Source organism: Methylobacterium sp. 1A, assembly GCF_058072805.1.
Genome location: NZ_JBYQVE010000001.1, coordinates 2,134,817 through 2,148,656 on the forward strand (window position 1 = coordinate 2,134,817; position 13,840 = coordinate 2,148,656).

Annotated in this window: 12 protein-coding genes; 8 read left to right on the forward strand and 4 right to left on the reverse strand. The window is 70.8% G+C overall.

Annotation, left to right across the window (positions count from 1 at the left end; genetic code table 11):
* Window positions 1-57: 57 nt before the first annotated feature.
* Both ACX9MN_RS10445 and ACX9MN_RS10450 read right to left on the reverse strand, forming a co-directional pair.
* Window positions 58-1,170 (reverse strand): L,D-transpeptidase family protein, encoded by a 1,113-nt coding sequence (locus tag ACX9MN_RS10445; protein ID WP_489724352.1) that lies wholly within the window; start codon window positions 1,168-1,170, stop codon window positions 58-60.
* Between the two features lie 76 nt (window positions 1,171-1,246).
* Window positions 1,247-2,242 (reverse strand): extensin family protein, encoded by a 996-nt coding sequence (locus ACX9MN_RS10450; protein ID WP_489724353.1) that lies wholly within the window; start codon window positions 2,240-2,242, stop codon window positions 1,247-1,249.
* A gap of 183 nt (window positions 2,243-2,425) precedes the next feature.
* Between ACX9MN_RS10450 and ACX9MN_RS10455 the strand changes: the two genes are divergently transcribed.
* Together ACX9MN_RS10455 and ACX9MN_RS10460 are read left to right on the forward strand one after the other, a co-directional pair.
* Window positions 2,426-4,495 (forward strand): M3 family metallopeptidase, encoded by a 2,070-nt coding sequence (locus ACX9MN_RS10455; protein ID WP_489724354.1) that lies wholly within the window; start codon window positions 2,426-2,428, stop codon window positions 4,493-4,495.
* 84 nt (window positions 4,496-4,579) lie between these two features.
* Window positions 4,580-5,473: a hypothetical protein gene (locus ACX9MN_RS10460; protein ID WP_489724355.1), complete on the forward strand. Its 894-nt coding sequence runs from the start codon at window positions 4,580-4,582 to the stop codon at window positions 5,471-5,473.
* A gap of 3 nt (window positions 5,474-5,476) precedes the next feature.
* Here the strand turns inward: ACX9MN_RS10460 and ACX9MN_RS10465 are convergent, their stop codons facing one another.
* Together ACX9MN_RS10465 and ACX9MN_RS10470 are read right to left on the reverse strand one after the other, a co-directional pair.
* A complete protein-coding gene (locus ACX9MN_RS10465; protein ID WP_489724356.1) occupies window positions 5,477-5,695 on the reverse strand; it encodes a hypothetical protein in 219 nt (72 codons plus the stop codon).
* 174 nt (window positions 5,696-5,869) lie between these two features.
* Window positions 5,870-6,262: a DUF2267 domain-containing protein gene (locus ACX9MN_RS10470; RefSeq protein ID WP_012319882.1), complete on the reverse strand. Its 393-nt coding sequence runs from the start codon at window positions 6,260-6,262 to the stop codon at window positions 5,870-5,872.
* Window positions 6,263-6,478: 216 nt separating this feature from the next.
* Between ACX9MN_RS10470 and ACX9MN_RS10475 the strand changes: the two genes are divergently transcribed.
* The 6 genes from ACX9MN_RS10475 (at window position 6,479) to ACX9MN_RS10500 (ending at window position 13,827) form a co-directional block, all read left to right on the forward strand.
* Window positions 6,479-7,222: a (Fe-S)-binding protein gene (locus tag ACX9MN_RS10475; RefSeq protein ID WP_091976638.1), complete on the forward strand. Its 744-nt coding sequence runs from the start codon at window positions 6,479-6,481 to the stop codon at window positions 7,220-7,222.
* Window positions 7,219-8,790, forward strand: a complete 1,572-nt coding sequence (locus ACX9MN_RS10480; protein WP_427510148.1) for a lactate utilization protein B — start codon at window positions 7,219-7,221, stop codon at window positions 8,788-8,790. The genes ACX9MN_RS10475 and ACX9MN_RS10480 overlap by 4 nt, the downstream gene beginning before the upstream one ends.
* The gene (locus ACX9MN_RS10485; RefSeq protein ID WP_489724357.1) at window positions 8,787-9,392 is read left to right on the forward strand and encodes a LutC/YkgG family protein; all 606 of its coding nucleotides are present in this window, start codon (window positions 8,787-8,789) and stop codon (window positions 9,390-9,392) included. The genes ACX9MN_RS10480 and ACX9MN_RS10485 overlap by 4 nt, the downstream gene beginning before the upstream one ends.
* 238 nt (window positions 9,393-9,630) lie before the next feature.
* Window positions 9,631-10,491 carry a transglutaminase-like domain-containing protein gene (locus tag ACX9MN_RS10490; RefSeq protein WP_489724358.1) on the forward strand — a complete coding sequence of 287 codons (861 nt, stop codon included), beginning with the start codon at window positions 9,631-9,633 and terminating at the stop codon, window positions 10,489-10,491.
* A 716-nt stretch (window positions 10,492-11,207) separates the two neighbouring features.
* The gene (gene ilvD / locus ACX9MN_RS10495) at window positions 11,208-12,938 is read left to right on the forward strand and encodes a dihydroxy-acid dehydratase (protein WP_489724359.1); all 1,731 of its coding nucleotides are present in this window, start codon (window positions 11,208-11,210) and stop codon (window positions 12,936-12,938) included.
* The gene (locus ACX9MN_RS10500) at window positions 12,925-13,827 is read left to right on the forward strand and encodes a tetratricopeptide repeat protein (RefSeq protein ID WP_020091884.1); all 903 of its coding nucleotides are present in this window, start codon (window positions 12,925-12,927) and stop codon (window positions 13,825-13,827) included. Before ilvD ends, ACX9MN_RS10500 begins: the two co-directional genes overlap by 14 nt.
* Window positions 13,828-13,840 lie beyond the last annotated feature (13 nt).

A 13,840-nucleotide genomic window follows, 5' to 3' on the forward strand; every position in this document is an offset into this window, starting at 1 on the left:
TACATTTTTGTGCGGGCGGTTTCGCGCGGGCGTATGCGAGTGTCGCCGCGCGGCCGCTCAATCGTCCTTGAACGTGACCTTGGCGCCCCGTGTCACATGCGCGGCGAGGTCGCGGGCGTTCCAGTTGGTCAGGCGGATGCAGCCGTGGGACTCCGTCTTCCCGACCTTCTCGGGCTCCGGCGTCCCGTGGATCCCGTAGCTCGGGATCGCCAGGTCGATCCAGACCAGGCCGACCGGGTTGTTGGGCCCCGACTGGATGGTGAATTTGTGCTGCGCCTTCACGCCCTTGAACGCGTATTTCGGGTTGTAGGTGTAGTCCGGGTCGAACGCGACGCCCTTCACCTTGGTCTCGCCGCTCGGGGCCGGCTTCTCGGCACTGCCGATCGACGCGGGGTAATAGGCCACAAGCTTCCCGTCGGCGCCGTAGGCGCGGACGTCGCGGCTCGACTTGTCGACCTCGATGCGTTCGACCTTCGGCTCCTGGGGCAGATCCTTGCCCTTCGGCTTGTCCGTGCCCATCGGGTCCACCGCCGCGACCGCGATGGTCGTGCCGGCCTTGTCCAGGGGCTTGCCGGGATTGAGCGCGCTCACGAGGTCGCGGCTCATGTGGAAGCGCTCGGCCAGCATCTCGCGGGGATTGGTGTAGCCCATCGACTTGAGCTCGGCCTGCTCCTCCATCTTGGGCGGGATCCGCTCGACGTAGGGGCCCGCGGCGTCGGCCTCGGAGAGCGTGTAGTCGGTGACGGCGGGCTTGTCGCTGGTCGCCTGGAGCTTGTCCCAGATCTCGGGCGTCAGGTCCTCGCCGGCGGGAAGCCCCTGGGCCACCGCGAACGCCGAGAGGGCGTGCCGGTAATTGTCGCCCTTCCGGCCGTCGATCGCTCCGGGATAGAAGCGCGCGCGATCGAGCAGCACCTGGGCCTTGACGATCAGCGGATCGGGCTTGTCGTCCGACGACTTGGCCCGACGAGCCTTCGCGTCGGACTTTGTGCCCTCGCCCTTCCCGGCGCCCGACTGCGCCAGGGTCGCGGCGTTCACTGCCTCGGCGGTCAGCGCCGGCGGCTGGGCCGTCTCGGCTTTCCGGCCCTTCCCGGTCCGGGCAGCCGCACCGTGCGCGGCCAGACAACTCGCCAGGAGAGCCACGCAGACCGGCCGCCAGGGTTTCGGGATCATCGCCGTCGTCATTCCGGGGAGCGGGCGCGCTCCCGAGCCGAGAAATGCCGGATCGGCGGGAACGTTCCACGCCGCTCTACTGGCACAGGCGGTGACCGCCGTTACGCTCGCGCTCGTCGAGGTGGAGATGGTTGGCGTGGGCGGCGTTCGAGCCCGGGCCGAGGACGGTGCGGAAGAAGCCGCAGGCCTTGGCGTGCACCGCGCCGAGGAACTGCGCCTCCTCGGAACCGTCCGGCATCGCCTTGACGGGGATGCTCGCGCGTCCCGCGAAGGCGAAGCCCATGATGTCGGCGGCGTTGGCGAAGGCGTGCTCGCTGAGCTTCGCGTCGACGTCGTGATTCTGTCCCCGGCAGACATAGGAACCGCCGAGTTCGAGCGCGGTCAGCGGATGCTTCAGCGTTCGATCGGCCTCGATCTGAACCTCCGTGACCCAGCGCGCCAGCGCCTCGGCGGTCCGGCAGGTCAGCGTGGCGCCCTGCGGCAGCACCACCCCGTCGGCGAACTTCGTCACCTTGAGCGGCAGCGGCGCGGTGCACTGGCCTTCGGAGATCGGCGGCAGCGGCTCGAACTCGACCCCGAGACGCTTGAGGCGCGTCCGGCAGGCGGAATCGTCCGGCGGTGTCACCTTGAGCGCCAGGGCGGCCGCGCCCGACAGCTCGGGCGGCCGCGCGGGCGGCGCCGGCGGCGGTGAAGGGATCTCGGGCTTCGCTGTCTCCTTCGCGGGTTCCTTTGGGGCTTCCTTCCCGGCTTCCTGCCCGGCCTCCGGCGGCTTGTCCCGGCCATTCTCCCTCGACGGCTCCCGGGCCAGGTCCTTGCTCGGCTCCTTGCTCGGCTCAGCCACGGCAGGTTTCAGCTCGGGCGGCCGCGCCGGCGGCATCGGTGGCGCCGGCTCGGCGACGGGCGGCTTCAGAGCCTCAGGGCGCTCCGGCGGCAGGGGCGGGGGCGTCGGCACCGTCGCCGCCGGCGTCTCGACGGCGCCGACCGGCGTGGCGGGGAGGGCGAGCCCCGCGGCGAGGGCGCCGCCCGCCAGGAGCGTCGCGGATCGGAGGATCGACAGGCTGCGTCCCGGCATGGGGCCTCGAAGCGTGGGCGTTGGCCTCTACAACGGGCGAGACGCCATTCGGATCGCCTAGACCCGGTTGACGGCCGCGCCGATCGGACCACTGTCTTCCGGATCGCGCCGGCACACCCCATGTCGGCGCACCGGCGGGGCGGACGATCGCGCGGTCGCGTGGACGTAGAATTTGAGGACTGCATGTCGGACGCAGCTGATGCCGGGCTCCCGAGCCTGCCGCCGGACAATCCCTTCCGCGAGGCGCAGTGGAGCACCCCGCACGGCCTCCCGCCCTTCGAGCGGATTCGGCCGGAGCACTACCGACCCGCGTTCGACGCCGCCCTCGCGGCGCACGATGCCGAGATCCGCGCCGTCGCGAACCAGGCTGCGCCGGCCACCTTCGGCAATACCGTCGAGGCGATGGAGCGGGCCGGCCTCGCCCTCGAGCGCGTCGCCGGCGTGTTCTACAACCTGACAGGCAGCCACACGAACCCCGAGCTGCAGGCCATCGAGCGGGAGATCGGGCCAAAGCTCGCCCGGCACGGCAGCGCCATCTACCTCAACCCCGAGCTCTGGGCCCGGATCTCGGCGATCGACGCCGAGGGCCTGAGCGCGGAGCAGCGCCGGGTCCTCGACCGGTACCGGATCCGCTTCCGCCGGTCGGGGGCGGATCTCGGGCCCGAGGACAAGGCCCGCATCGCCGAGATCGCGGCGCGCATGTCGGAGCTCGGGACCACGTTCAGCCAGAACCTCCTGGCCGACGAGAGCAGCTTCACCCTGCCGCTGCAGGGCGAGGAGGATCTGGCCGGCCTGCCGCCGTTCCTGCGGGCCGCTTCCGAGAGTGCCGCGAGGGAGCGCGGCCTCGACGGGCACGTCATCACCCTGTCCCGCTCGCTGATCGAGCCGTTCCTGGTCTGCTCGACCCGGCGCGACCTGCGCGAGCGCGCCTACGCGGCCTGGACGCGGCGCGGCGAGAACGGCGGCGCGACCGACAACCGGGCGATCATCGCGGAGATCATCCGGCTGCGCGCCGAGCGGGCGCGGCTGCTCGGCTTCGAGAGCTTCGCCCATTTCGCCCTCGACGACACGATGGCGGCGAGCCCGGATGCGGCGACCGGGCTGCTGCGGGATGTGTGGACGCCGGCCCGGGCGCGGGCGGCGGAGGAGCGCGACCGTCTCCAGGCCACCATCCAGGCGGAGGGCCACAACTTCGCCCTCCAGGCGCACGATTGGCGGCACTACGCCGAGAAGGTGCGGCGCGCCGAGCACGACCTCGACGAGAGCGAGATCAAGGCGTACCTGCCGCTGGAGCGGATGATCCAGGCGGCGTTCGACACGGCCTCGCGGCTGTTCGGGCTGACCTTCACGGAACTCGCCGACGTGCCGCGCTACCATCCCGATGTCCGGGTCTGGCGGGTCGGCAATCCCGACGGGTCCGAGGTCGGCCTGTTCCTGGGCGACTACTTCGCCCGCGCCTCGAAGCGGTCCGGCGCCTGGATGAGCGCCTTCCGCTCGCAGGAGCGCCTGAACGGGACGGTCACGCCGATCATCGTCAACGTCATGAACTTCGCCAAGGCGCCGGACGGCGAGGCGACGCTGCTGTCCTTCGACGACGCGCGCACCCTGTTCCACGAGTTCGGCCACGCCCTGCACGGGCTGCTCTCGGACGTGACCTACCCGCTCCTGTCCGGGACGGCGGTATCGCGCGACTTCGTGGAGCTGCCCTCGCAGCTCTACGAGCACTGGCTGGAGCAGCCGGAAGTCCTGCGGACCCACGCGCGCCACCATCGCACCGGCGAGCCCATGCCCGACGCCCTGCTGCGGAAGCTGCTCGCCGCGCGGACCTTCAACCAGGGTTTCGCCACCGTGGAGTACACGTCCTCGGCGATCGTCGACATGACCCTGCACCTCTCGGCGGAGGGCGAGGACGGTCTCGACGTGCCCGCCTTCGAGGCCGAGGCGCTTCGGCGGATCAGCATGCCGGCCGAGATCAGCATGCGGCACCGGACGCCGCACTTCGCCCACATCTTCTCGGGGGACGGCTACGCCGCCGGATACTACAGCTACCTCTGGTCTGAGGTGCTGGACGCGGACGCCTTCGACGCGTTCCGCGAGGCCGGCGACATCTTCGATCCGGAGACGGCGAAGCGGCTGCGGACCTTCGTGTACGGGGCCGGCAATTTGCGCGACCCGCGCGAGGCCTACACGGCCTTCCGCGGGCGGATGCCGAGCATCGAGCCGCTCCTGAAGAAGCGCGGGCTCGCGGCCTGAGCGACAGGCGTGCGGTAAGGGTTTCGTAAACAAACGTCCTTAACGAACGCTTGCAGCGCGAGTCCGCGTGCGGAGTTCGGGGCGATGACGAAGATCGAAGCCAAGCAGGGCGTTTCCCAGGGCATCTCGCCGGCCGACCTGCTCAAGGCCGCGGTGACCGGCAAGACCGACGCCGCGGCCGCCGCGACCGAGACAGCGGCCTCGCCGGCCGGCGGGACGTTCGCGCTGGCGTCGCTGGCGCGCCTGGATCCGAAGCGGTTCGCGATCCCGGGCGCGACCCTGGCGGTCGGTGTCCTCCTGGGCGGGGGCGTCATGGCGCTCTCCCGCCCGGCCTCGGTCCGGCCCGACGCGCTCGCGGCCCTCGAGACGACGCTCGATGCCGGCCGCACCGAGACCGTGCGCCTCGCCGCCGACATCGCGCAGCTCCACACCGTGCTCGCCGACCTGCGCGCCTCGACCGACGTGGCGCGGAAGGAGGCGGCCAGCCGCAGCACCGCCCTCGGCGAGCGCCTGGCGCAGGTCGACAAGAGCCTGAACGGCAAGATCACGGCCCTCGGCGAGCGGCTCGAGCAGGTCGAGCGCGACCACAACACCCGCCTCAGCGGCCTCGCCGCGCAGCTCGACCGCCGCGCGGCCGCGACTCCGGCCGCCGCGAAGGCGGAGCCGACCCAGACCGGCAGCATCGGCGAGCCCGCCCGCGCCGCCGAGGCGAAGCCCGAGGTCAAGGTCGCGGACGCCAAGGTGAGCGAGCCGAAGGCGAAGCCGGCCGCGGCCGACAAGCCGCCGATCATCGAAGGCTGGGCCCTGCGGGACGTCTACGAGGGCACCGCGATCTTGGAGAACCGCCGGCGCCGCCTCGTCGAGGTCGCGCCCGGCGACGTCATCCCGGGCGTCGGCCGCGTCGAGGGCGTCGAGCGCCACGGTCGGGAATGGGTGGTGGTGACCCGCCAGGGCCTCGTCACCGCGCAGGCCTGGTAGACCTCAGCGGCCCGTGAACCCGGTCGGCGCCAGCTCGCCGGGCGCGATCGGGAAGCGCGGCTCGATCGTCATCGGATCGGCCAGGGCCGCCGCGCGCTCAGCGCGCAGGCGACCGTGCCTCAGGGCCCGGGTCTGCGCCGCGCGGGTCGGGTGCAGGATGGCAGCGAGCAGGGACTGCCCTTCGAACTCGCTGTCCAGGTTCTTGGCTTCGAAGACGGGCATGGCCGGCCTGCTTGAGTGCGGTACCGGACACTGCCGAAGGCGTCGATCCGGGCCACATCCCCAATAACAGGGATCGCGTGGACAGGTTCCGTCAAGCTTTCGCTCCGCAACCTCTTTTTTACTTTCGTCCAGGCGTCACCCGAATGCAGTGCGGCCGCGCACACCGGCCCGCGGTCAGACGAACTGGTTCAGCCCCGGGATCGAGCCGATGATCGGGCCCATCGCGTCCTCGCCGACCTTCTCGCGGCCGAAGGCGAACAGCTCCTGGCCGAGCGGCTGCATCTGACCCATCGGCACGCCGGCGGCCATCAGCTTCTGGCCGAGCGCCATGACGCCGCCGCCGCCCATCATCCCGCCGAGCATGCCCATCAGCCCGCCGCCGCCGCTCTCGCCGGCATTCGACTCGGCGATCAGCGCCTCGGAGCCCGGCAGGGCCGCCAGCAGCTGGCCGACCTCGGCCGCGGGCCCTTCCTTCTGCAGGAAGGCCAGGATGTGCCCGATGGCGGTCTGAGCGGTCGCGGCGTCGAGCCCGGTGCGGGTCGTGACGCGGGCGAGCAGTTCTTCCATGGTGATGATCTCTTCGGAACGCTTCCAGACGTCCTTCGACTCTGAGGCGTCGGAAATCAAGCGCGCGGCATCGCTTCCCAGGAAAACTCCCCGGTTACAGCGGGCACGGTGCCGCAGCGGGCGACCTCGCCAAGGGCCGCCCCTTCCGGTAGACCCTCGGTCAGTCTTGAACCGTTCCAGGCCGCCGGGCCGGGTGATCCAGGGAGTTGCCGGACCATGCGGGTCGGCCTGTTCGTGCCGTGCTACGTCGACGCCTTCGAGCCCGAGGTCGGGATCGCCACCCTGGAGCTCCTCGAGCGCCTGGGCTGCACGGTCGAGTACCCGTTCGACCAGACCTGCTGCGGCCAGCCGATGACCAACACCGGCTGCCATGCCGAGGCCGCCGCGACCGAGGCGCTGTTCGTCAAGAACTTCTCCGGCTTCGACTATATCGTCGCCCCGTCGGGATCCTGCGTCCACCAGGTGCGCGAGCACCTGACGGCGATCCCGCAGACCGACGAGGTCCGCCACGTCCGCGCCAGCACCTACGAGCTCGTGGAGTTCCTGCACGACGTGCTGAAGGTCGAGGACCTGCCCTGGGCGAACTTCCCCCACAAGGTCGCCTATCACACCAACTGCAACGCCCTGCGCGGCATCCACCACGCGCGGCCGACCGAGCTGGTGAAGCCCTACTTCTCGAAGCCCCTCGACCTGCTGCGCCTCGTGAAGGGGGTCGAGCTCGTCGACCTCGCCCGGCCGGACGAGTGCTGCGGCTTCGGCGGCACCTTCTCGGTGTTCGAGCCCGCCGTCTCTGCGAAGATGGGCTACGACAAGGTCGCCGATCAGAACCGGGCCGGGGCCGCCTACGTCGTCTCGGCGGATTCCTCCTGCCTCATGCACCAGAAGGGCTGCGCCGAACGGCTCGGCTTGCCGCTCAAGTACATCCACATCGCGCAGGTGCTGAACGGAGCCGCCGCATGAGCGCCGAGGACCTCAACCCCCGCGAGCGCGAAGGCGTCATCCACCCCGAGGTGCGGGCCGGCCACGACGAGAGCGAGCGGGCGCCGGACGGCCGGCGTCTCCAGCACGCGGAAGCCGCTTCGAAGCCGATCCGCGCCCCGCAGACCCGGGAGCCGCAGCCGCGCGGCGCGAAGATCCGGGGCGACCGGCCGATCAACCAGTCGGAAGCCGCCGAGCGCTTCCTCGCGGCGCCGCTGCACCAGGCCGCCCACGACGAGCGCCTGTGGGACCTGCGCAAGAAGCGCGACGCCTCCGCGCACGGCATCCCGGAGTGGGAGGAGCTGCGCGAGCTCGCCTCGCAGATCAAGACCCACACGCTGAGCCACCTTGACCGGTACCTCGAGCAGTTCGAGGCGGCCGCGAAGGCCAACGGCGTCCACGTGCACTGGGCGAAGGACGGCGCCGATCACAACCGGATCGTGCTGGAGATCCTGCGGAGCCACGGCGCGAAGACGCTGGTGAAGTCGAAGTCGATGCTCACCGAGGAGTGCGGCTTCCGCCACCACATGGCGGCCAACGGCATCGAGGTCATCGAGACGGATCTCGGCGAGCGGATCCAGCAGCTCGACAACGAGGAGCCGAGCCACGTCGTGGCGCCGGCCGTCCACAAGACCCGGATGGACGTGGCCGAGGTCTTCGCCAAGACGCTCGGCACCGATCCGGACAACGACGACGCGCACTACCTCGCCGAGAGCCAGCGCGAGACCACCCGGCCCTACATCCTCAAGGCCGATGCCGGCATGACCGGATGCAACTTCGCGATCGCCGAGACCGGCACGGTCGTGACCTGCACCAACGAGGGCAACGCCGACCTGTCCGGCAACGTGCCGCCGCTGCAGATCCACTCCATCGGCATCGAGAAGATCATCCCGAAGGTCGAGCACCTCGGGGTGTTCATCCGCCTGCTGTCGCGCTCGGCGCTGGGCTCGCCGATCACCCAGTACACCTCGCATTTCCGCGGCCCCCGCGCGGGCACCGAGATGCACATGGTGCTGGTCGACAACGGCCGCTCCGAGCGCCTCGGCATGGAGGAGTTCTGGACCTCGCTGAAATGCATCCGCTGCGGCGCCTGCATGAACACCTGCCCGGTCTACCGGCGCTCGGGCGGCCTCTCCTACGGCGCGACCTATTCGGGGCCGATCGGTCTGATCATCGATCCGACCTTCAACAAGCGGAAATACTCGACGCTGCCGTTCTCCTCGACGATGAACGGCTCCTGCACCAACGTCTGCCCGGTGAAGATCAACATCCACGAGCAGATCTTCGCGTGGCGGAAGGTGCTGGTCGAGGAGCACCAGATCCCGGCGCTCAAGCAGGGCATGATGAAGGCCGCGGGCGCCGTGCTCTCGCGCCCGGCCGCCTACCGGGCGGCGATCGGCGCGGCGGATTCCGCCCTGAAGGTCCTGCCGCGCTTCGCGGTCTACAACCCGCTCAACACCTGGGGGAAGAAGCGCGAGATGCCCGACGCGCCGCGCCAGACCTTCCACGCCTGGTACAAGCAGAACCGCATGAAGGACACGGGTCGATGAGCGCCCGCAACGCGATCCTCGACGGCATCCGCAGGAACCGGCCGGCCGGCGACTTCCCGCTGCCGGAGGTGCCGCTGTTCGCGCCGCTCGTCGGTGAGGACCTGGTCGCCGAGTTCGGCGAGCGGCTGAAGCGCATGGGCGGCCGCGTGGCCGAGCCCGGTGCCGGCGACGTGTTCGCGGGCGTGCGCGAGCGCCTCGACGCCGCCAAGGTTATCGCCTCCGCGGTGCCGGAGCTGACCGGCAACCGCGACCTGCGGGGCGTGCGTGCGCCCCAGGAGGTCGAGGACGTGGACGTGGCGGTGGTCCGCGCGGTGTTCGGCATCGCCGAGACCGGCTCGGTGCTGTTCACGCAGGACCAGCTGATCGTCAACGCCGTCGCCTATCTCGCGCAGCACCTCGTCGTGCTGCTCGACCCGGCCGACATCGTGCCGAACGTGCAGGCGGCCTACCGCCGGCCGGAATTCGGCCGCTCGGCCTACGCGGTGCTGCATACCGGCCCGTCGGCCACCGCCGACATCGAGGGCGTCCTCATCCACGGCGCGCAGGGCGTGCGCTCTCTGACGGTGGTGCTGCTCCCACGGGATGCCGCCGAGCGCGGCTGAGAGCGGCTCCATCGCTTCAGCCGTTTTTGCGAGTGGAGCGAAGCAGTCCAGGGACGCCCTATGCCCGGCGATGTCGCGCCGCCCTGGCTCGCTTCGCTGCGCTCGCGATGACGGTGGAGCCGTCCGACGCAAGCGGCGCCCCCGTCTCGCCCGCGACTCCCCGATCGAGCCGGAACCGACGGTCGGGCGCGCCCCTTGCTTGCACGGCGGATGAGCCGTCATCCGGCAAGGAGATCCGATGCGCTACACCCTCGGTTGCAGCCTGTCCTACAACATCCTCTCGGACACCACCTTCATCTTTAATCTGGAGGTGGCGAAGCTGAAGAGCGTCGAGATCCTGAGCGAGAGCCTGGTCCTGACGCCGAACCTCAAGCGCGATCTCTACACGACCCCCGATCTCCAGAACCGCTATCTCGCGGTCAACGTGCCGACCGGTCAGTTCACGCTGGAGTACAATGCCGAGGTCGACCTGACCGTGCACCGGGCCGACCCGGCGACCGTCAACGAGACGCCCATCGGGCAGCTGCCCCTCGACATCCTGCCGTTCCTGCTGCCGAGCCGGTTCGTCTCCTCGGACCGGCTGACGCCCTTCGCGCTCGCCGAGTTCGGGGCGCTCCCCAAGGGCCACGCGCGCGTGAACCAGATCTGCAACTGGATCCACGACCACATCGCCTACCAGCCCGGCTCCAGCGACGGCGAGACGACCGCCCACGAGTCGCTCCTGAAGCGCGCCGGCGTCTGCCGCGACTTCGCGCATATCGGCGCCGCCTTCTGCCGGGCGCTCGGGATCCCGGCCCGGTTCGTGAGCTGCTACGCCCACGGCCTCGTCCCGAGCGACTTCCACGCGGTATTCGAGGCCTATCTCGACGGGCGCTGGTGGCTGTTCGACGCCACCCGGCAGGCCGACCTCGACGGGCTGGTGCGAATCGGCGTCGGGCGCGACGCCGCGGAGATCGCCTTCTCGACGCCCTTCGGCAACATGCAGCCGGTCAATCAGCAGGTCCGGATCCAGCGCGCGGACGGGCAGGGCAGCCCGATGCCGCGCACGGTGGACGCCATCTCGACCGAGATCCCGGCGCCGCACGCCGGAGCGGCCTGAGCGCGGATCCGGCCGGGATCACGTCGTCCTGTGATCCCGTGATCCCGGCCGCGCCGCGGCGAAGCGGGTGCCGGTGCAGGACGCCCGATCCCGGCCTGCGTCGGCGAAGAACGGCACGCGGGCTCCATTCGATCAGGCCCGCGACGCCGCCACGGACGCGCGCCGGACCCGCCGTTCCGCGCGAGCGAGGACCGCGCGGCGCGCAAGCAGATTGGCGCGCCGGACCCGCCGCGGCGGCGGCGCGACATGTCGTTCCGCCCGTCGGTCGGCGTATTGCCGGCGCCGGTCCCGCGCAGGGATAGTGATACAGCGACTTTCCGGGTGCCGGATTGCCGCGTCCCGCCCGGATCGCGGCCGGGAGATCCTCGGCTTGCCCGAAGACAAGTTGCGTCTCGGAGAAGCGTCTCGTCAGCGCCGCGCCATTGTCCTTCATCTTGTCGTCGCCGCCGAAATGGCCGCAAGCGTGGCTGTGGCGGGGTCGCAACACCGTAAAACGATCCCCGCTCCGCCCCGAGACCTGCCCGTAAACGCCGCGATCCCGCCATAGTCCGGGCCCACCTCAACATCCGCGGTAAACGGCAAATTCGACAACGGTTTACCGTTCGGAAACGAGGACTTCCCGAGCACGCGGACGGATCTCCCGGCGCCTCGCGAACGGCGACGCGCCGCGGTTCAACGCACCCTCGGGATCGGCTGCGAAGGCTTGGTCTGAAGTCATGGTGACGCGTTTGAACGACAAGTCGAAGCTGCCGAGTCGCCACGTCACGGAGGGGCCCGACCGCGCCCCGCACCGCTCCTACCTCTACGCCATGGGCCTGACCCGTGAGCAGATCCACCAGCCGCTGGTGGGTGTCGCCTCCTGCTGGAACGAGGCCGCGCCCTGCAACATCTCGCTGATGCGCCAGGCGCAGGCGGTGAAGAAGGGCGTCGCCGCCGCCAACGGGACGCCGCGCGAGTTCTGCACGATCACCGTCACCGACGGCATCGCCATGGGCCATGGCGGCATGCGCGCGTCGCTGCCGTCGCGGGAGGTTATCGCCGACTCGGTCGAGCTGACCATGCGCGGCCACGCCTACGACGCCCTCGTCGGCCTCGCGGGCTGCGACAAGTCGCTGCCCGGCATGATGATGGCGATGGTCCGGCTGAACGTGCCCTCGATCTTCATTTACGGCGGCTCGATCCTGCCCGGCTCGTTCCGCGGCAAGCCCGTGACCGTCCAGGACCTGTTCGAGGCGGTCGGCAAGGTCGCCGTCGGCGACATGAGCCTCGAGGACCTCGACGAGCTGGAGCAGGTCGCCTGCCCTTCGGCCGGCGCCTGCGGCGCGCAGTTCACCGCCAACACCATGGCGACCGTCTCCGAGGCGATCGGCCTGGCGCTGCCCTACTCGGCCGGCGCCCCGGCTCCCTACGAGATCCGCGACAAGTTCTGCGCCACCGCCGGCGAGAAGGTGATGGAGCTCCTGGAGAAGCGCATCCGCCCGCGCGACATCGTCACCCGCAAGGCGCTGGAGAACGCCGCCACGGTGGTGGCGGCCTCGGGCGGCTCCACCAACGCGGCGCTGCACCTGCCGGCGATCGCCCACGAGTGCGGCATCGAGTTCACCCTGTTCGACGTGGCCGAGATCTTCCGGCGCACGCCCTACATCGCCGACCTGAAGCCCGGCGGGCGCTACGTCGCCAAGGACATGTTCGAGGTCGGCGGCATCCCGCTGCTGATGAAGACGCTCCTCGACCACGGCTTCATGCACGGCGACTGCCTGACGGTCACCGGCCGCACCATCGCGGAGAACATGGATCGGGTGACCTGGAACCCGGACCAGGACGTGGTCTATCCGGCGAACCGGCCGATCACCCCGACCGGCGGCGTCGTCGGCCTCAAGGGCAACCTCGCCCCCGAGGGCGCGATCGTGAAGGTCGCCGGCATCCCGGCCGAGAAGCAGGTCTTCACCGGCCCGGCCCGCGTGTTCGACGGCGAGGAGGCCTGCTTCGCGGCCGTGCAGGCCCGCAGCTACCAGGAAGGTGACGTCCTCGTGATCCGCTACGAGGGCCCGCGGGGCGGCCCCGGCATGCGCGAGATGCTGTCGACCACCGCGGCCCTCTACGGCCAGGGCATGGGCGACAAGGTCGCGCTGATCACCGACGGGCGCTTCTCGGGCGCGACCCGGGGCTTCTGCGTCGGGCATGTCGGCCCCGAGGCCGCCGTGGGCGGCCCGATCGGGCTGCTGCGCGACGGCGACGTCATCACCCTCGACGCGATCCAGGGCACGCTCAGCGTCGCCCTGTCGGACGCGGAGCTGGCCGAGCGGCGCAAGGCCTGGACCGCGCGGTCCAACACCGCGACCTCCGGCTACCTCTGGAAATACGCGCAGGGCGTCGGGCCGGCCTTGTACGGCGCCGTCACCCATCCGGGAGGTGCCAAGGAGACGCAGAGCTATGCGGACGTCTAGGACTGACCTCAGCCGGCGCAGGGCGCCGGCCGGGGCCGATCCCGGTCGGTTCCGGTCCGTCGGCGGCCTCGCGGTCGCGGCCTGGGCGCTCGCCCTGGTCGCGCTGCCGGTCGCGCCGTCGCGCGCCCTCGACGCCAATGTCCGCACGCCCGTGCAGGTCCCGGTCGCCGACAAGAGCTACCGCTCGGCCAAGGACGCGCTGCGCGCCGGCATGCGCGAGTACAATGCCGGCGACAAGCAGGGCGCCGCCCGCGCGCTGGAGTACGCGGCCGGCCAGGGCCACGCCCTTGCGCTGTGGAAGCTCGGCCGGATGTACGCCGACGGCGACGGCGTCCCGCACGACGACCTGAAGGCGTTCGAGTTCTTCTCGCGGATCGCCGACGCCAGCACCGATGACGGGCCCGATCCGCAGAACTCGGCGGTCCTGGGCAGCGCCTTCACGGCGCTGGGCACCTACTTCCTGGAGGGGATCAAGGGCACCTACGTGCGCCCCAATCCCGAGCGCGCCTACGACATGTTCAACTACGCGGCGTCCTACTACGGGGACCCCAACGCGCAGTACAATCTCGCCCGGCTCTACCTCGACGGCACCGGCGTCGAGGCCGACCCGCGGCAGGCCGCGCGCTGGTTCAACCTCGCCGCCGAGAAGGGCCACCACCCGGCGCAGGCGCTGCTCGGCGACATGCTGGTCAACGGCCTGGGCGGCATCCCGGTCCAGCGGGTGCGCGGCCTGATGTGGCTCTCGCTCGCCCGGGAAGGCGCCGAGAGCCGCAAGGACGACTGGATCGTCGCGCTCTACGAGAAGAACTGGGCGGCCGCCAGCGAGGACGACCGCGCCGAGGCGCAGACGCAGCTCCAGACCGTGGGCTCGATCCGCAAGCGGCGCTGAGCCGCCCTCGACT